We start from the raw sequence: 18,129 nt of genomic DNA, 5'->3' as shown, positions 1-18,129 counted from the left end.
TTAATGTATACCACCAATACGGCTAAATCGAATGCCTGTTGGCCATTCATCTGGTTGTTTCTCGAAACTGATCCAAATTGCTGTCGCACGACCAACAAAATTCTGCTCAGGTACAAAGCCAAAATAACGACTATCACCACTATTATCTCGATTATCACCCATCATGAAATAGTGATCTTTCGGTACTACCCATGTAGCAATTGGTTGACCATTTTGGCGATAGAAATATTTAGGATCCTCATGTGAACCTTGGGTGGTTAAAATTTCATGAGGTTTATCACCTAACGTTTCTTGTTGCATATTCATATTAAGTGATACAACAGATTGAGAATTTACAATCCCTTTATCAGCATACTGCTCTAATGTATAAAAATTCGGATTTGTTTTAAACTCTTGATGAACTTCTTTCCAATTGCTTGGTTGTGGTTGCGTATAATGTAAGTCCAATGGTTCAGATTTTTGTCCATCAATACAATTAGTTTCATCAGTTTGACAGGCAGGATAAATCAATATTTTCTTCTCTTTAACAAGATAGACAATTTTATCTCCTGGCATTCCAACGACGCGTTTAATAAGGTCCATTTGAGGTATGTTTGGATGTTTAAATACAGCAACATCCCCCCGTTTAGGATGACCTGTCGAGATTAATACTGTATTAGTAATAGGATCTCTTAATCCATAAGAATACTTTTGAACTGCAATAAAGTCTCCAATAAGCAAAGTTTGCATCATTGAACCTGAAGGTATTTGAAAAGGTTCGAATAAAAATGAACGAATGACAAATACAACAAATAAAACAGGGAAAAACGATGCGATACTTTCAACCCAACCTTTAGGTTTACCGACTTCAGCAAGTATTTTTCCATCAATTTCGCCGTTATGTTGCTTACGAACTTCTTCAACTTTTTGTTGTCTTGCTGGTTTCCATCTAAATTTCTCTAGAAACCAGAAGATTGCAGTAATCAATGTAGCTACTGTTAATATGATGGCAAATATTCCAGCCATTTTTTACCTCTTTAACTGATTAATCTTTTCCCACATGTAAAATGGCCAAAAACGCTTCTTGCGGTAATTCAACATTACCAACTTGTTTCATGCGTTTTTTACCTTCTTTTTGCTTCTGTAACAGTTTCTTTTTACGGCTAACATCACCACCATAGCATTTGGCTAATACGTTTTTACGTAATTGTTTAACCGTTGAACGAGCAATAACATGATTACCAATAGCAGCCTGAATAGCAATATCAAACTGCTGACGAGGAATAAGGTCTTTCATTTTTTCTACTAATTCTCGTCCACGATAAGGTGCATTATCTTTATGTGTAATTAATGCTAATGCATCAACACGTTCACCATTAATTAATACATCTAATCGCACCATATCAGCAGCTTGGAATCGTTTAAAACTGTAATCCAATGAAGCATAACCGCGAGAAGTTGATTTTAATTTATCAAAAAAGTCTAAAACCACTTCTGTCATTGGAATTTCATAAGTCAATGCAACTTGATTACCGTGATAGACCATATTTGTTTGCACACCACGTTTTTCAACACATAACGTAATTACATTACCTAAATAGTTTTGTGGAACCAATATATTACATTCAGCAATTGGTTCTCGTAATTCTTGAATATTATTTACTGCTGGAAGTTTAGCTGGACTATCCACGTATATAATTTCATTAGAAGTCGTTAATACTTCATAAACTACTGTTGGCGCTGTCGTGATGAGATCTAGATTATATTCTCGTTCTAGACGCTCTTGTATGATCTCCATATGTAATAAGCCAAGGAAACCACAACGAAAACCAAATCCTAAAGCGCCAGAATTTTCTGGCTCATAAAATAATGATGCGTCATTCAAACTTAATTTGCCCAGAGCATCTCGGAAAGCTTCATAATCATCTGAGCTTGTTGGAAACAAACCAGCATAAACTTGCGGTTTGACTTTTTTAAAACCAGGTAATGGTTTATCTGCTGGCCTTTTAGCTGAAGTTAAAGTATCACCTACTGGCGCACCTAAAATATCTTTGATGGCACAAACCACCCAGCCAACTTCACCACAATTTAAAGTATCTTTATCAACTTGTTTAGGCGTAAAAATACCTAGACGATCGACATTATAAGTCATACCTGTACTCATAACTTTAATTTTATCGCCTTTGTGTAATTCGCCATTTTTAATACGAATTAAAGACACAACCCCTAAATAATTATCAAACCATGAGTCAATAATTAGTGCTTGTAGTGGTGCATTGGAATCCCCTTCCGGTGGAGGAATATCTTTTACTAATTGCTCCAATACATCTGCCACGCCCAGTCCTGTTTTAGCAGAGCAACGAACTGCATTACTTGCATCAATACCTACAATATCTTCAATTTCTTCAGCCACGCGTTCAGGTTCTGCCGCAGGTAAATCAATTTTATTGAGTACTGGAACAACTTCTAAATTCATATCTAAAGCAGTATAACAATTTGCAAGGGTTTGCGCTTCAACTCCTTGGCCAGCATCAACAACTAATAATGCACCTTCACAGGCTGCAAGTGAACGAGAAACTTCATAAGAAAAGTCTACATGTCCAGGGGTATCAATAAAATTCAGCTGATAGGTTTGACCATCATTTGCATGATAATCTAACGTAACACTTTGAGCTTTTATTGTAATACCACGTTCACGTTCCAGATCCATTGAATCAAGAACCTGCGCTTCCATTTCACGATCAGAAAGCCCTCCACAAATTTGGATAATACGATCTGAAAGTGTTGATTTACCATGGTCAATATGAGCAATGATTGAAAAATTGCGGATATTTTTATTCATATCAATAAATTATATTTTATGTTTTAGTTATATACTCTTAATTACCCGAAATGTTATTACAAAAAATAACAGGTTAGATAATCATGAAAAATAGGAAAGGAACATTTTACACATTAATAACCGCAAAGCATAGTGTTATCGAAAGTTTTGCGATTATTTCTCCACAATATTTTGGGCAATACGCTCAATAGTAACTTTAGGCAGATTACCAATAATAATAATATTTTTATTATTAATATTTGTCGAAAATATAGTACGATCGCCTTGCATAATAAGCTGATTTGATTGATTTGATTGATCTGAAGACACATTAACAGTAAATGAAAAAACTCCATCAGAAAACAATTTAGTGGCGATATCAGAATTATAAAAATTAACATTATAAGCAGCAATTTCTTTAAATCCTTTAGGTAACCATGCTAAACGCCAAACTTCAAGTATGTTATTTTGTTTTTCAATTGATAATAAAATAGGATAAGTACGGCTATCTATATATTCTTTGATCGTTTTTGGTTCAAAATTTTCATTTAAATCAACCACTTTTTGTTGGCTAATGATTTCACCACTTTGATCAAGTAGGTCAATTCGAAGAGGTAAAAAATTTTCATCATCAATCCAAATAATATAGCTATAACGATCTTTATCTTTAGCAATGATTTTAACCAATTGGACACTATGATTTGCTGTTCTGGTTTTACCTAACAAAATGAAATCATAAACATCAACTAATTGACTAAAATCATTATAAATAACATCAGGAAAGGCTTCTGTGATGCGTGAGCTAGTAATTGAAAAAGAGGCACTATCCGGTTGAAAATAACTTGTTACACCATTGTGCAAAATGATTTCTTTTGCTGGACCTTCAAGATAAAGTAATTGCGCTTTGATATTATCTTGCTTTTCAGAACCTAAATGAGAATATTCATAAGTGGTAACATATTGATCTTTATCTTGAGAAAGAAAATGAATTTGATATGTGCTGGTTTTGACAGCTTTGTGCATATTATTTAGTAATTGTAACGCTTTTTCGGTATCTTCCGCATAGGAAGTGAAAGTAAACAGCATCAACAGCAAAGTAATGATAAATTTAATACTCTGCTTAAATTTAAATGTATTTAAATAAAATGAACAATTCATAAACAATTAATGAGCATTAAGCCTTTTTTGTAACTCATAATCCTGTACAAGTAATCTAATTTTATCATATTGTCTTTTTTCAAGTAGTTGTTGGTCGTTATGTTGTTGAATACCACCAACTGGAGCAACATTAACACCTACAGGTAGAGTATTGAGTGTTGGAGTACCATTAAAACTGTCTAATTGTCCCTGCTGATGTTGAACACCTGCAATAATTGCCAACGTTACACAAGCTGCCAATCCAACTTGACTAACTTTTCCTACTACATCTTTTATACGATTCCAAAATAAATTTTCAACTTTCGGTATAGTGACTTCTTTTGAGATTGGTTGATCTGGAATTTCAAAATATAGGTTTTCGTCAGAAATAGCTTGAGCAATTTGATTTGAAATATCTAAAGTTAAAGTACTACTGTGCAGCTCACCTCGCATAGCAGATCTTACAATATGATAACGATGCCAACAAGATTGTAAATTTTCATCTTTTGATACAGCATCAATGAAACGATCATCTTTAAACTCACCATCCATAAGTGATGAAAGTTGCTGTTTCTGTTCTGTTTGCATAGTAGATACCTTAATGTTATAACTACTTTAACTTAATTGTTTCAATTAGTTATTAATGGTTTAATCTTTTCATCAATAATATCACGGGCTCTAAAAATACGCGACCTTACTGTTCCAACAGGCGTCCCCATAATTTCAGCAATTTCTTCATAACTCAGTCCATCAATTTCACGCAATGTAATAGCCATTTTTAAATCATCGGGTAATGCTTCAATTGCCTCAAATATTACTTTTCCAACTTCTTTTGAAAGTACTAAGCTTTCTGGATTGTCAATATCCCTTAAAGATTCTGCATTGTCATAACCTTCGGCTTCTGTTGCATCAATGTCCGATGATGGAGGTCGACGACCCTGCGAAATTAAATAATTTTTTGCTGTATTAACTGCTATTCTGTACAACCATGTATAAAATATACTTTCACCTTTAAATAGGCTTAAAGATCGGTAAGCCTTAATAAAAGTTTCTTGCACAATATCCGGAACTTCAGAAGCTGAAACGTAGCGAGAAACCAGATGAGCAAGTTTATTTTGATAACGAACAACAAGCAAATTGAACGCATTTTTATCACCATTTAATACGCGGTCAACTAATACTTGGTCTGTTACTTGCTCCCCCATTAAAGGCCAATCCTCACTATGTTAATAACTGCTTGTGGCCCAAAAATATGCTTACTAACAGTTAGATTATTAAATTAGAAAAAAGTTCCCATTTATTTTAATAGAAATATAAATTTTTTTCATATCAAAAATATCTTTAAAACAATTTCTACAAAAAATAATATTACTTTTATCGAACTTTTTATAATATGACGTAATTTACGATCAATGTTAATTCAATAAATAGATCTCTCGCTCACCAACATTATTATAAGTAATTTGATAAAATTGCGGTAAATTGAAATTGACAGAACTACTAGTAGCGAAAGTAAATCTGTCATCCGATAGAACATAAAAATCATTGATGGCTTTAACCATAGTTTCTTTATTGCCATTACAATTGCGATATATTTCTATCTGATTATGTTCATTTAAAATATATAGATCAAATCCTGTGTTGGTGTCTTCAAAAAAGAACTGAATTACACCTTGATACGCTACGCTGTCTATTTCTTTAGGCAGTTCATTCGTTTCATCTAATATATTTAATGGTGTTCCTTGTGCTTTATTATTAGATACTGCACCATAAAAATCAATGGCATTTTCAAATTGATGAAATGAGACACCGAGCCGTTCGAAAAATAGATACCATGATGCACCATCAATTCTTAAAGGTTTTACTTGAGTTAAATTATTTATCGTCGAACTTAATCGAAGTTCAATGCAATCATCCATCAATTTTTTTATTTGCTGTCTAATTTGATTATTTAAACATTGACTATAACAAAATATTTCCATTGAATTCGGTAAATCTGCATCTTTATGCATTCGGTTAAGTAACGCTTTAATAGCTTCAAGAACACATAATTTACCATTAAAATGTAAAACACGAATTTCATTCCATGAATTACGATATAATAAGTCTATCGATCCAACTAAGCTTAATTCATTTTCACCATAATTTAATACATTAGAATTAAATTCATTTTCTAAGTTTAAATTAGCTGTAGGATCGTTTTCGAGATTTAAAATGATGGCTAAATGACGTATTTCACATGGTCCATAAAGCTGTTCTTCGGTTGCTGTTGGAACATTAATAGGAAAATATGCTTTGAGATCTCTAATAAATTTGGTTATTTTAGTCTTATCGCGATCTTCCCCATTATGATAATAAAACTCTGTTGAGTCACAAATCATATTATTAAAATAACACCAACTCACTAATTTTACCAAATACTTACTGTATTCAATATATTGATGACCAATAATGTCATTTAGAAGTGGTTTTTGTTTATACACATACCAACCCGCTCGATTGATTCTATCTTCTTTAACGCAAATAAAAGTAAGCGTGCTTTCTTGTAAATTACTGGAAATATTAAGTTTTAATGTTGTAATTTTACCTGGCAACACTTCAAAAGAAGCATAAAGTTTACGCGTTAATATAGCTAAGTCTTGTGGGCTAATTAATGAATCTAAATTATTACGACGACCAAAATTCAGTAAATTTCGATAACCTGTCATCATAGTCTGTAATAATATTTCATGTATTTCCCGAACTTGTTCAATTTTCCATGTATTGCTAGCATCTAATTTAGCTATGAGCTCTTTACTCCATCCCCATTGTTTGACTAACTCATCTAGAATTTTTCGACGCCATGATGGTAGACAAGTTGGTACTGATAGTTTTTCATTAACTTTTAAATAAAAACACGTTCTAATAAGTTCTAATCGAGCAAAATCTTTAATTTCAATGAGGTAATTTGTTAACCTTTGCAAAAGCATATAATATGAATCTAAATAGCAACCTTGATAAATTTCTGCCTTTTGAATAGAACTACGCATCTCATAAGCGATTGGTTTATTTTCTGGATAAATCCACGAGTAAGCTTCAAGTAATAAAGTTTTCAAAACAGCTTTAAATGGAGAATCAATACTTTTATAGAGTTGCCACAAACTAGCACCAAAATATTCTTCCGCCGATAATCCCGTTAATGGCCCAAAATCGATCCATTCATCACGAATGATAATATTCTGTTCGACTAATGCTTGAACACATTTTTCATAAGTCGGATATTTTGTGTTATTAATAGTTAAATTGCTAGGCACGGCAAACCATAATAATAACTTACCTGCCAATAAGTTAGCCGAACGATAAAATTCTTCTAACAATAATATATGTTGAGCCGAACCGCAATTTTCACCAATTAAACATTCATGATGCTTATTAATAAAACGATCGACATCTACTACAAATAAGGTTAACTTAATTCCTAATTCATCTGCCCATTGTTCAATTAGACGGCATTTTTTTTGTAAAGATGATTTTCTGTTGGCAGATAAATTATTTTCAATACAAATCCATATATCCAAATCTGATGTAATTGATTGTCCAATCGAACATGTGCTTCCCATTGAATACAAGGCTGAAATATCAGATTTATCGGTTGTCAGTGGAGTAATGAAATTAAAATCATTTTGCAATTGAGTGGAAACGGTTTCAGAAATTTGATAACAAGCAATACCCTTAGGCATATCTTCATTTAGATAACCTGGAAGGTTGGGATCATGAAAATGAAAAAAAGCCGGCAGAAATGAAAAAACATGTTGAAATTCTTCTGACATAGCATTCAGAGCACGTTCATGCTTCAGTAAAGCAAGATCTTTAAGTTGTTTTTTTATGTTGTTAATATAATATTGCATGGCATTATTCAAGTAAAACACGTGTACTACTAACAAACAATTTCAATCTAACATTTTCTTATTATAACGTAAATAGAATGTTAAATTAAAAAATAAAATAAATATTATGATCACATTAGAAAAAATATCGGATATTTTGAAAACCACTGAACGTCCTAAACAAATCAAAAATAAAGCAGCTGTGTTAATGCCAATTGTCAAAGTAGATAATCAATTACACTTATTATTCCAAATTCGATCTCAGAAACTTAAGTGGCAGCCTGGTGATATTTGTTTTCCGGGTGGTAAAGTTGAAATAGAAGATATAAACCCTGAACAAACCGCGAAAAGAGAAACTTGTGAAGAATTAGGGATTCCAATCAATGAAATCACTATTTTAGGTCAGTTACCAAAATTTATTGCCTCATTAGGAATGATAATTTATCCGTTTATTGGTAAAATTGATTCTATTAAAAATTTAAAACTAAACATTGATGAAGTTGAAAGCGTTTTTACTGTTCCACTTGATTGGTTTAAAAGAAATCAACCTGTACATGCTACGATGCAAGTTGGACACAAACCAGATAATGATTTTCCTTATAACTTATTACCTAATCGTTCAAAAGACTGGCAAAAAAGATCTGAACATTTAGTTTACTTTTATCAATATAATAATTATATTATTTGGGGTTTAACTGCACAAATAACAAAACAATTTATTAATACTATTCAAAAAGCAATAAAATAAAAAATTAGCTTACTAATTTAAAATATATTTTTACTTTAATTTCTGTTCTTCAGTAATCGTTGTTTTTTAACACAATGTTTCTATAATTTTATCTATTACTATATATTTTTATCAGCTTCGTTAAATCTGAATATTTTAAAATAAACAGCTTTTTTGTTTCTTAGAAAAAACTTTATAACTATAAATTAATTATTAATGTATAGATAACGACATAAATATCTTAGATTTTGAAGGTATACGTATATCTTTACATTATGTTTATGATGGCAAATTAAATACAGCGTTAAAAATTAACTTTAATTGAAATAATTCAAAAAATGAAGGAAATAATCATGAAACGTTTAAATAAATCATCAATTGCACTTGCTCTTTTATTATCATTACCTGTTGCTAATCTTTATGCAGCTGATGCTTTAACTGCGCAAGAAGCAAAAAACTTAATTCCACTTAAAGAAATTTCTGTAACAGGTAGATATTTACAAGCTGAAAATGCAGCAGATGATATTTCTCAAGCTGCCGATGAAGCTGGTGCTAAGTACTATTATATCAAATCAATTGAAAATGCAATGACTAATAATTCAGCTGATAGTGCCATTGTTTATGCTGATATTTATCAATCCAATCAACCTGTCGCAGTTATAAAAAAAGAAGTTACAAAAAATGGTGTTGTTCTATATCCACGAGCTAAAGCTCTTTATTATCTCCCATTTGAAGTTATCAAATTTAAAGGTAATTACAATAATACTGCTGAAGTAATGAATGATGCGAGTAAATTGGCCGCAGAAAAAAATGCATATGCATTTTATGTTTTCTCTATTGCGCCTTCAGATATCAAAAATCAATCGCAAGAAATTGATGTTGCATTATACAAAAAAGATGCAGTAGTGAGAGATTTTATTGTTTCTAAGGCAATAGAAGGTGAAGATGCTTACGAAATCACAAGCGATGCGTTTAAAACAATGACACCATATAAAACAATCAGTTTCCATGGTTCATTCAACAATACAGCAGAAATCAGCGCTGAAGCTCAAAAATATGCAATTGCCAATGATGCACACTTCTATTATGTTAAAGAAATAACAACAAATTCAGCCAGTACTGCACAAACTGTTTATGTAAATTTATATAAATAGTGAAGTAATTTTTTATATAACTTTCTACGTGAAATATAAACTTAACTACGTGGAAAGTTATATTATCCCCTCCTTACTCTAGTCATAATATTCTTAAATATACATTGTCTTTAAGTGGAAAAGAACATCGATAATCAATATACGATCGACGTATTAGTTGAAGCGACTAAATAACGGAAAAAATGTATGATTAATTTAGTTATGATACTAGGACAAAATTATGAAGAATTGGTAAAATATAAGAAGAAAATCTATGTTTATGGCTGGGGTACCAGGATTCGAACCTGGGCATGGCGGGATCAAAACCCGCTGCCTTACCGCTTGGCTATACCCCAAGAAAAGATAATTATTAAGATTAAATGGTGCGGAAGAAGAGACTTGAACTCATATACCTTACGATAGTAGAACTTAAATCCAGCGCATTTACCAAACTCGTCATATCCGTAGTAAATAATCAATAAAGAGGCATATACTCAAGGATTAAACGGACTAAATCATCTTAAAAAATTATTCAAAAAGTAATGGCTGGGGTACCAGGATTCGAACCTGGGCATGGCGGGATCAAAACCCGCTGCCTTACCGCTTGGCTATACCCCAATAAAGGACAAACTATTAAGATTAAATGGTGCGGGTGAAGGGACTTGAACCCCCACGCCTCACGGCGCCAGAACCTAAATCTGGTGCGTCTACCAATTTCGCCACACCCGCACTGAATACTCCGATAAAAGTACTACCTAATCTTAATGGTGGCTACGACGGGATTCGAACCTGTGACCCCATCATTATGAGTGATGTGCTCTAACCAGCTGAGCTACGTAGCCATCTCATTCGCAACGTCATAACCAACACTGCGAGGCGCATTATGCTTAAGTTCCGGCAAATCGTCAACACTTTTTTTTAGATATTTTGAAAAAAAGCTGTGATCGATTAAGATGCAATCAAATCCGGTTTAATAACAATTCAATTCGCCTTTTTTGTAGTTCAATTTGAATGTCTTTACCAATAAATCCATCCGAAATAATTTTTTGCACATTAACGCTATTAGCTAGTTTATAAGCATTTTCTAAATATTGTGCTTGTGGATAAGATTCTGTTTTAGCCAATGCTTCGCTAGCCAAAACTAATTGATAAAGGTGTTGTGGATTACGCCATACATCAATCCTATTTAGCAAACAAATAATTTGCTCGGCAGTCAATGTTTTTACACACTGGACATCTTTATAGTATTGATTAACCATTATAGCAAGCTTAGTATAGTTATTGGGTGATTTCATTTTATTGCATAATTGTTCAACTGAAAGCATACTTGGTAATTGCGAACATAAAACACTAAAACGAATAGTTAAATCGTGAGTTAATGAAACAGAACGTTTTAGAGCATCGATGACAGTATCAGATAAAGATAACAATGGAAACAATATAGCAAGTGCACCACATTGTTCCAAAACTTTAAAGTAGATTTGAGGATCTGTAGTAGATAAGGCTTTTTCAGTCTCTTTCCAGATACGTTCTGAAGTAAGATAACTAATTTCTCCAGCTAACACCATATCTTTCATCAGATTCATTGTTTCGCTTGCAACAACAAAACCTAATTGGTGATAGCGTGCAGCGAAACGCGCTACTCGCAAAATTCGTAAAGGATCTTCACGGAAGGCGGGAGATACATGACGTAACAACTTACGTTTGATATCATCAACGCCATGGTAAGGGTCAATAATATTACCTTCTTCATCCATAGCAATTGCATTGATGGTAAGATCTCGTCGGATAAGATCTTGTTCTAAAGTAATATCTTTACTAAAATCACAAATAAATCCAGAATAGCCATTACCTGCTTTGCGTTCTGTCCTCGCTAATGCATATTCTTCTTTTGTAACCGGATGCAAAAATACAGGAAAATCTTTACCAACCTGTTGATAGCCTAAAGATAATAATTCTTCCGGTGTCGCTCCAACAACAACCCAATCACGGTCTACACTCAGTAATCCTAATAATCTATCACGAACACACCCACCAACTAAATAAATTTGAGACATTTAACGCATCCAACGATCTTTTTTACGACGAGGCATTATAAATGGTAAAATTAGACCTAATATAAGACCACCACCAGCAACAAGACCGCCATAAGTGAACCAGGTAAGAATAAGATCAACTCGTTTATCATCAACTTGATTTAACATTGAGTCTATCTGAGTTTTCTGCTGTTTGACTTTTTTTTCAAGATCGGCATTTTTATTTTGAAGAGTTTCAATTAATTTTTCCGCAGATTGCAATTTTTGCTCATATTCATTCACTATGATTCGTTGATGTTCATCAACATTATTCACTTTGTCTTGATATTCAGCTAATTTTGCTTCTAATTCGGGAAGGCGTTCTCGATAACTTGGCTCATCATTAAGTTTATTGCTCTCAATCCACGCTATTTTGCCATTATTAATTTGAACTCTTGTGTATTTTCCATCGTCACTTTTTTCAAGAAAAGTCACTTTTTGACCAGCTTTAACTGATCCAGAAAAACCATAATTAGCACTAGGACCACGGCGTAAGTAGATATCCATGTCTTCTGTCACGTATTTATCTGCAGCAATAGCACTAAAAACAAAACCAAGAAAAGAAATTATAATAATATTATGTTTTTTCATCATATTTAATTCAATCCATCCGTTTTTTAACCATGATAACATAAAAAATAAACTTTTCGCACATTCATTTCACAATATATGTCTTGAAAAAAAAGCCATCAACACAAAAAATGAAATCGATTACATTTTTTATGAGATCTTAATCACAAAATAAAAAATTAATCATTTAACTTTAATAGAAATAAAATTATTTTGACAGATAAATAACATAAATTTTGGAGTCATCATGAACTATCGTCTTAAAAACAACCATATAGATGTCCTATTTCGAACAACACCTTATGCTGAACTTAGCTATTTTGGTAAGCGATTACAAAACATTCAACTTGAACAACTGGAAATATTAACTCCTGCTGTTCCTAACGCTCGTATTGATGTTGACGTTCCTTTTACTCTATGTCCTGAAGAAGGTTTGGGTAATTTTAGTACACCGGGACTTGAAGGCCATCGCAATAATAAAGATTGGTCTCCTGTTTTTATCACCAAAGAAGTAATTCAAAAAGAAAATGAAATTACCATTATAAGTGAAGATAATATTGCTAACCTACGTTTCATCAGCCATTTTATTTTAGATAACAGCGGCGTATTACAATGCCAAAATAGTTTAATTAATTTAGATGATGAGCCTTATCAGGTCAATCGTTTATCAATCACTCTCCCCTTACCTGAGAGAGCGCAAGAGTTAATGGCCTTTAGTGGACGTTGGATTAAGGAGTTTTACCCTCATCGTATAAAAATCGAACACTGTGGGTATTTGCAGGAAAACCGTCGTGGACGCACTTCGCATGAATATTTTCCGGGTATGGTAGCTGGCACCGAAGGTTTTAAAGAACAATCTGGTGAAGTATGGGGTATTCATTTAGGTTGGAGTGGAAACCATCGAATCCAAGTAGCCGTAAAAAGTAATGGTAAACGTTTCATACAAGCTGAAGCCTTATATATGGCAGGTGAAATAACATTAGCTACAAACGAATCGATTTCAACACCATGGTTATATGCAACTTATAGTGATCAAGGCTTGAATCAGATGAGTCAGCATTTTCATGAGTTTTTACGTGGTAACATTATTAAATTTAGCCAAAATAAACCTCGTCCAGTCCATCTTAATACTTGGGAAGGCATCTTTTTTGATCATAATCCAGATTATATTATGCAAATGGCGTCCAAAGCTGCACATATGGGGGTTGAACGATTTATTATTGATGATGGCTGGTTTGGTAAACGTGACGATGATTATCAAGCATTGGGAGATTGGTATTTGGATAAACGGAAATATCCAAACGGATTAGAGCCCGTAATTAAACATGTTAAAGATCTGGGCATGGAATTTGGTATTTGGGTTGAACCTGAGATGATTAATAAAAATTCTGATCTTTATCGTGCTCATCCTGATTGGCTACTTGAACTGAAAGGTTATAATCAGCCTGAAGGTCGTCATCAATATTTACTCGATTTACAGAATCCAGCGGTTTTTGAATATTTGCTTGAAAGATTGACTTGGTTGCTTGGAAGCTATGACATTGACTATATAAAATGGGATATGAATCGTGAAATAGTGCAAGCAGGTCATAATGGTAATCCAGCGATTGTTGGACAGACCGAAGCGTTATATCGTTTAATTGATATTTTACAAGAAAAATTCCCTCATGTTGAAATTGAGTCTTGTTCATCTGGCGGAGGACGTATCGATTATGAAATATTAAAACGTACTCAACGTTTCTGGACATCGGACTCTAACGATGCATTAGACCGCCAAATCATTCAACGTGGCATGAGTTACTTCTTCCCTCCTGAGGTCATGGGCGCTCATATTGGTGGTGCTTTATGTCATACTACATTTCGCGAGTTACATATGAATTTACGAGGTTTAACTGCCCTATTTGGACATATGGGCGTTGAACTTGATCCTGTTAAAGAATCTGAAAAGGAACAAAAAGAATTTGCTCATTATATTAATTTACACAAACAATTGCGTCCATTATTACATAGCGGTAATAGTGTGCGTTTGGATGTTGATGATCCTAATGCAATGCAAAGTTATGGTGTTGTAAGCAAAGATAAAAAAGAAGCTGCTTTCATTATTGCTCAATTGACATTACCAACCTATGCATTGAGTGGCAATTTACGATTGACGGGTTTGTCAGCTGATAAACAATATCATATAGAAATTCTTGATATGCCAGATAATATTGATCCAAAAATCAGTGGTCATGTGATGAAAATATTACCTATGTGGATGCAAACGAAAACAACAGTTTCTGGCGATTGGTTAATGAATATAGGATTACCATTACCCGTGCTCGATCCTGCAACGGCTATGCTGATAAAAATCACATCCAAATAAATCAAAAAAAACACAAAAAAACTATATTATTTAACAAAAAATGGGGATGAAAGTATTCATTCCCTTTAATAACATGTTAAATTTGAAATGGTTCGGCAAATAATACAATGATTGGCAAATAAAAATTTTTCTATTATTATAAGGTTTTATCTCATATGTTCAGTACCAAACAGACTGAATTAGTTAGAAGATATAAAAATATTTCAAGTATCGGTTCCCTCCCCCCTTTGCGAACCACTTTTGCTTTAATCGTCGGTAAACTACAATATTTTATATGGATAAACTTTAAGTAATATGGATATAAATTTTAAGTAGTAATATCAAATTAAAAGGAAGTTTTATGGTGACAATAAAAGACGTTGCACAATTAGCCAATGTTTCAGTTGCAACAGTATCTCGTGTTATCAATAATGCAAACAATGTTAGCAATAATAAGCGTGAGATTGTTAAAACTGCTATGGAAAAATTGAATTATTATCCAGATGCAAATGCTCGTGCTTTATCTCAACAAAATTCAAAAACCATTGGTATTATTGTCGCAGACGTTTCGGATCCTTTTTTTGGTGCTATGGTCAGTGCGGTTGAAAAAGTAGCTTATCGAACAGGGCATTTTTTATTGATAGGTAATGGTTATCACAATGAAAAAAAAGAATATAATGCTATTACCCAATTAATTGAGCATCGCTGTTCTTCGTTAGTGGTTCATGCAAAAATGCTTTCCGATAGTACCTTAATAAGATTGATGCAACAAGTTCCAGGAATGGTATTAATTAATCGTATAATAAAAGGTTTTGAAAAACGTTGCATTGCACTTGATGACCGCTATGGTTCTTACTTAGCTGTAAAACATCTAATTCAAAATGGTCATACCAACATTGGTTATTTATGTTCAAATCATGACATATCAGATTCATCCGACCGCTTACAAGGATATAAAGATGCGCTTTTAGAACATGATATTGACATCAATGATAACTTGATTGCTATTTCCTCACCAAATGAAATAGGCGGTGAACAAGCTATGATGTCCCTTTTAGAGCGCAATCGTCAAATTACGGCCATTGCCTGCTATAATGACTCAATGGCAGCAGGTGCTATTTCTGTGTTATATGATAATGATATAAAAATTCCATCAGATATTTCTATAATTGGTTTTGACGATTTATTACTTGCTCGGTATTTACATCCCAAATTGACAACTATCCGGTACCCATTGCAAACTATGGCTGAGCAAGCTGCTGAACTGGCATTATGTTTAGCAAAAAAAGAAATTCCACCCGCCAATTTAATTAATGTTTTTACTCCAACTTTAACCAAACGATATTCTGTTAACAAAATTAAATAATGGTATTGGATAATAAAAAATGTCGAAAATACTATAGATTAAGTGTTTTCGACATTTAACTATTTTTTAGAAACTATTATTTAAAACCAAACTTCAGTTTGCACACCAAAGCTAATTTGATTATCCTTACCATTAAAGTCAAATTTACTAATTTCATTTTGCAATGACTCTATATATGAAACATAGAAACGTATATCAGGTCTTGATGTTAAAATACTTTTACCAACTTTAAATGAGTGGAAAAGCGTTGTTTTAAAACCCTCTTCATTATAGTTTTTACCTTTGACTTTATTTTTTTGTTGAAAATAACCTAATTCAATGCCACTTTGATTATAATTATCCCATATATAAGCAGGTCTTATTGCTGATTTAAAACTCGAAAAATCCGTATGAGCCAAATTAAGATCATATGAGTAAACATCTGTTCCTGTCGTCATCGCAATTGCATGAGCCATAATAACTTTATCGGCTAGATAAGCTTCACCTTCAGATACCAATCGATAAGCTTTTCCTCCTGTGTGAGTACCGATGTAATCATTATCAGCATTAGCTGCAAATTCAGGATTATTCGTATTAATATTAGCCAATTGTGAAGCAACAGAATTGGTTGCTATTTGTAAAGTCCATTGATTAAATCCACCAAAGAAATTATTTTGCCTTAAAACAAAACTTCCCAGCCAAGCATTTTTTACACTCACACTATCTTGAATTTTGGATTTATTGGGTGCAGAATAACGTCCGTTAACGGCAAAAATTGCATCTTGCCATAAAGGAATATCTCGATAGCGAAATTCAACTTCATTCAAATCGACTTCTTCTCGTTTCGTTACGGTTTGTACTCCAGTATTACCACCATTTATAATTTTAACTTGTTTAACATTGACATCTGCTCTCACAAGCGCTAAATCAAGTTTCCCCACTCCAATTCCAAGATCCTCGATACCTATACCCCCCCCCGCCGGTGTTTTTTGTGTTTTCCAATCTAACATTTGGATTTCATTATAAGGAAGTGAATGTTTTCCTACCCATAAATTTGCATTAGGAAATCCAGGTACAAAACCTTTGGTAGATAAGTAAATATCTGAAAACTGCATAATATTGTCATCTTGAGTATTAAATAAACCAGCAGCTTTATTAGTTGCTACATTACCATCAATCATAACAATGGCATCAACTCTATGACTATCTTCATCATAAACTTTTTGTTTAAAAACAAGATCGTACCAACCTCCATATTCATTACCAAACCTACCTAATGCACCTTCAGCATAATTTTTTGGTTTACCATTTTGGGAAGTAGACCAACCACCACGAAAATAACCATTAAATGAAAAACCGATTTCGTCTTTGATGAAATCTTTAAATTCTGACAGAGTAAAAGCATTTTTTAGTGGTTTTATTTGTGATGTTATATCTGCATTATCACTTGGCTTGATATCATTAACTATAACGATTTGATTATTGGATGCCTGATTTTGTTGAACAACAGATTTAGAATTAATGTGGGTTTGAATTTGGGTTTGTTTTAATACTGGGGTTTGAGTTGAAAATTGAGTTGAAGTTTTAACTAAAGCACTACTTTGTTTTTTCAATACTTTTTGCTGATTGTTAATTACAATCTGTTGTTGTTGAATATTCTTATTTAATTGTGCTAGCTGTTTATTCGATTCAATCACTTGTTTTTTTAAATCTATGGATTCTTGAGAAAGTGCTAATAATTTTTGTTCTAATAAAGATATTCTTGCTTCTAACTCTTCTTGAGTAGCAGCAAAAGAGTGTTGTACTGAGCACAAGCCAAGTAAAGTAATTAAAACAATTCTTTTAGGTTTGACGTTAAATACAGCTTTAGTTAAATATTTCATTTTTCCTACTCATTATTGTATAGAGATTAAAGAAGCCTCATAAACTTGAGACAAAAAAAAACCTAAAAAATAGCAATAACTATTTTTTAGGTTTTGCCCATAATATTACGGTAGCAATCCAATGCTTAATAAATAAGCTTATTTAATATAACGAATAAAATTGATTATTAACAATATAAATCTACACAATGTGATATATATCACATTAAAATTGCATTTATTATTCAATTTCCTTTTTTAAACTAATCA

13 protein-coding genes and 4 tRNA genes are annotated in these 18,129 nt (G+C 32.7%); 4 read left to right on the top strand and 13 right to left on the bottom strand.

Translation table 11 applies throughout. The annotated features are described in order from the left end of the window. From lepB to J3U19_RS01450, 6 genes are all read right to left on the bottom strand, one after another. The gene (gene lepB / locus J3U19_RS01475) at positions 1-1,005 is read right to left on the bottom strand and encodes a signal peptidase I (RefSeq protein ID WP_267345246.1); all 1,005 of its coding nucleotides are present in this window, start codon (positions 1,003-1,005) and stop codon (positions 1-3) included. 19 nt (positions 1,006-1,024) lie between these two features. After that, the gene (gene lepA, locus J3U19_RS01470; RefSeq protein ID WP_267339414.1) at positions 1,025-2,821 is read right to left on the bottom strand and encodes a translation elongation factor 4; all 1,797 of its coding nucleotides are present in this window, start codon (positions 2,819-2,821) and stop codon (positions 1,025-1,027) included. A 153-nt stretch (positions 2,822-2,974) separates the two neighbouring features. After that, positions 2,975-3,958 (bottom strand): MucB/RseB C-terminal domain-containing protein, encoded by a 984-nt coding sequence (locus tag J3U19_RS01465; RefSeq protein WP_267339415.1) that lies wholly within the window; start codon positions 3,956-3,958, stop codon positions 2,975-2,977. Positions 3,959-3,964: 6 nt separating this feature from the next. Further along, complete coding sequence (locus J3U19_RS01460) at positions 3,965-4,525, bottom strand: RseA family anti-sigma factor (protein ID WP_267339416.1); 561 nt, start codon at positions 4,523-4,525, stop codon at positions 3,965-3,967. Positions 4,526-4,566: 41 nt separating this feature from the next. Then, positions 4,567-5,142 (bottom strand): RNA polymerase sigma factor RpoE, encoded by a 576-nt coding sequence (rpoE, locus tag J3U19_RS01455; protein ID WP_267339417.1) that lies wholly within the window; start codon positions 5,140-5,142, stop codon positions 4,567-4,569. A 210-nt stretch (positions 5,143-5,352) separates the two neighbouring features. Further along, a complete protein-coding gene (locus tag J3U19_RS01450) occupies positions 5,353-7,845 on the bottom strand; it encodes a class I adenylate cyclase (protein ID WP_267345244.1) in 2,493 nt (830 codons plus the stop codon). Between the two features lie 85 nt (positions 7,846-7,930). Between J3U19_RS01450 and J3U19_RS01445 the strand changes: the two genes are divergently transcribed. After that, positions 7,931-8,551 (top strand): NUDIX hydrolase, encoded by a 621-nt coding sequence (locus J3U19_RS01445; RefSeq protein WP_267345243.1) that lies wholly within the window; start codon positions 7,931-7,933, stop codon positions 8,549-8,551. Positions 8,552-8,883: 332 nt separating this feature from the next. Next, a complete protein-coding gene (locus J3U19_RS01440; RefSeq protein ID WP_267339420.1) occupies positions 8,884-9,684 on the top strand; it encodes a YdgH/BhsA/McbA-like domain containing protein in 801 nt (266 codons plus the stop codon). A gap of 260 nt (positions 9,685-9,944) precedes the next feature. On the opposite strand, the gene J3U19_RS01435 is transcribed toward J3U19_RS01440, so the two are convergent. From J3U19_RS01435 to J3U19_RS01410, 6 genes are all read right to left on the bottom strand, one after another. Further along, positions 9,945-10,019 (bottom strand) — tRNA-Gln (locus J3U19_RS01435). Positions 10,020-10,206: 187 nt separating this feature from the next. Next, positions 10,207-10,281, bottom strand: a tRNA-Gln gene (locus tag J3U19_RS01430). A gap of 26 nt (positions 10,282-10,307) precedes the next feature. Further along, positions 10,308-10,392 (bottom strand) — tRNA-Leu (locus tag J3U19_RS01425). Between the two features lie 36 nt (positions 10,393-10,428). Beyond that, a tRNA-Met gene (locus tag J3U19_RS01420) sits at positions 10,429-10,505 on the bottom strand. Positions 10,506-10,622: 117 nt separating this feature from the next. Further along, positions 10,623-11,720, bottom strand: a complete 1,098-nt coding sequence (locus tag J3U19_RS01415; protein ID WP_267345242.1) for a multifunctional CCA tRNA nucleotidyl transferase/2'3'-cyclic phosphodiesterase/2'nucleotidase/phosphatase — start codon at positions 11,718-11,720, stop codon at positions 10,623-10,625. Beyond that, on the bottom strand, positions 11,721-12,332 hold the full coding sequence (locus J3U19_RS01410) for a TIGR04211 family SH3 domain-containing protein (RefSeq protein WP_267339422.1): 612 nt from the start codon (positions 12,330-12,332) through the stop codon (positions 11,721-11,723). A 223-nt stretch (positions 12,333-12,555) separates the two neighbouring features. On the opposite strand from J3U19_RS01410, the gene J3U19_RS01405 reads away from it, so the two are divergent. Further along, positions 12,556-14,673 carry an alpha-galactosidase gene (locus J3U19_RS01405; protein ID WP_267339423.1) on the top strand — a complete coding sequence of 706 codons (2,118 nt, stop codon included), beginning with the start codon at positions 12,556-12,558 and terminating at the stop codon, positions 14,671-14,673. A 340-nt stretch (positions 14,674-15,013) separates the two neighbouring features. Next, positions 15,014-16,018, top strand: coding sequence for a substrate-binding domain-containing protein (locus J3U19_RS01400; protein WP_267345240.1), 1,005 nt, complete (start codon positions 15,014-15,016; stop codon positions 16,016-16,018). Positions 16,019-16,098: 80 nt separating this feature from the next. On the opposite strand, the gene J3U19_RS01395 is transcribed toward J3U19_RS01400, so the two are convergent. Then, on the bottom strand, positions 16,099-17,880 hold the full coding sequence (locus tag J3U19_RS01395) for a carbohydrate porin (protein ID WP_267345239.1): 1,782 nt from the start codon (positions 17,878-17,880) through the stop codon (positions 16,099-16,101). Positions 17,881-18,129: the final 249 nt, after the last annotated feature.

Origin of the sequence: Gilliamella sp. B2828 (genome assembly GCF_026537125.1) — a bacterium.
Classification (GTDB): domain Bacteria; phylum Pseudomonadota; class Gammaproteobacteria; order Enterobacterales; family Orbaceae; genus Gilliamella.
Note: the sequence above shows the minus strand (reverse complement) of the source record. Positions and strands in the feature narration are given on the sequence as shown.

Bases quoted from the DNA above. Each gene is read 5' to 3' on its own strand.
- lepB (WP_267345246.1), bottom strand. From the start codon at position 1,005: ATGGCTGGAATATTTGCCATCATATTAACAGTAGCTACATTGATTACT.
- lepA (WP_267339414.1), bottom strand. From the start codon at position 2,821: ATGAATAAAAATATCCGCAATTTTTCAATCATTGCTCATATTGACCAT.
- J3U19_RS01465 (WP_267339415.1), bottom strand. From the start codon at position 3,958: ATGAATTGTTCATTTTATTTAAATACATTTAAATTTAAGCAGAGTATT.
- J3U19_RS01460 (WP_267339416.1), bottom strand. From the start codon at position 4,525: ATGCAAACAGAACAGAAACAGCAACTTTCATCACTTATGGATGGTGAG.
- rpoE (WP_267339417.1), bottom strand. From the start codon at position 5,142: ATGGGGGAGCAAGTAACAGACCAAGTATTAGTTGACCGCGTATTAAAT.
- J3U19_RS01445 (WP_267345243.1), top strand. From the start codon at position 7,931: ATGATCACATTAGAAAAAATATCGGATATTTTGAAAACCACTGAACGT.
- J3U19_RS01440 (WP_267339420.1), top strand. From the start codon at position 8,884: ATGAAACGTTTAAATAAATCATCAATTGCACTTGCTCTTTTATTATCA.
- J3U19_RS01415 (WP_267345242.1), bottom strand. From the start codon at position 11,720: ATGTCTCAAATTTATTTAGTTGGTGGGTGTGTTCGTGATAGATTATTA.
- J3U19_RS01410 (WP_267339422.1), bottom strand. From the start codon at position 12,332: ATGATGAAAAAACATAATATTATTATAATTTCTTTTCTTGGTTTTGTT.
- J3U19_RS01405 (WP_267339423.1), top strand. From the start codon at position 12,556: ATGAACTATCGTCTTAAAAACAACCATATAGATGTCCTATTTCGAACA.
- J3U19_RS01400 (WP_267345240.1), top strand. From the start codon at position 15,014: ATGGTGACAATAAAAGACGTTGCACAATTAGCCAATGTTTCAGTTGCA.
- J3U19_RS01395 (WP_267345239.1), bottom strand. From the start codon at position 17,880: ATGAAATATTTAACTAAAGCTGTATTTAACGTCAAACCTAAAAGAATT.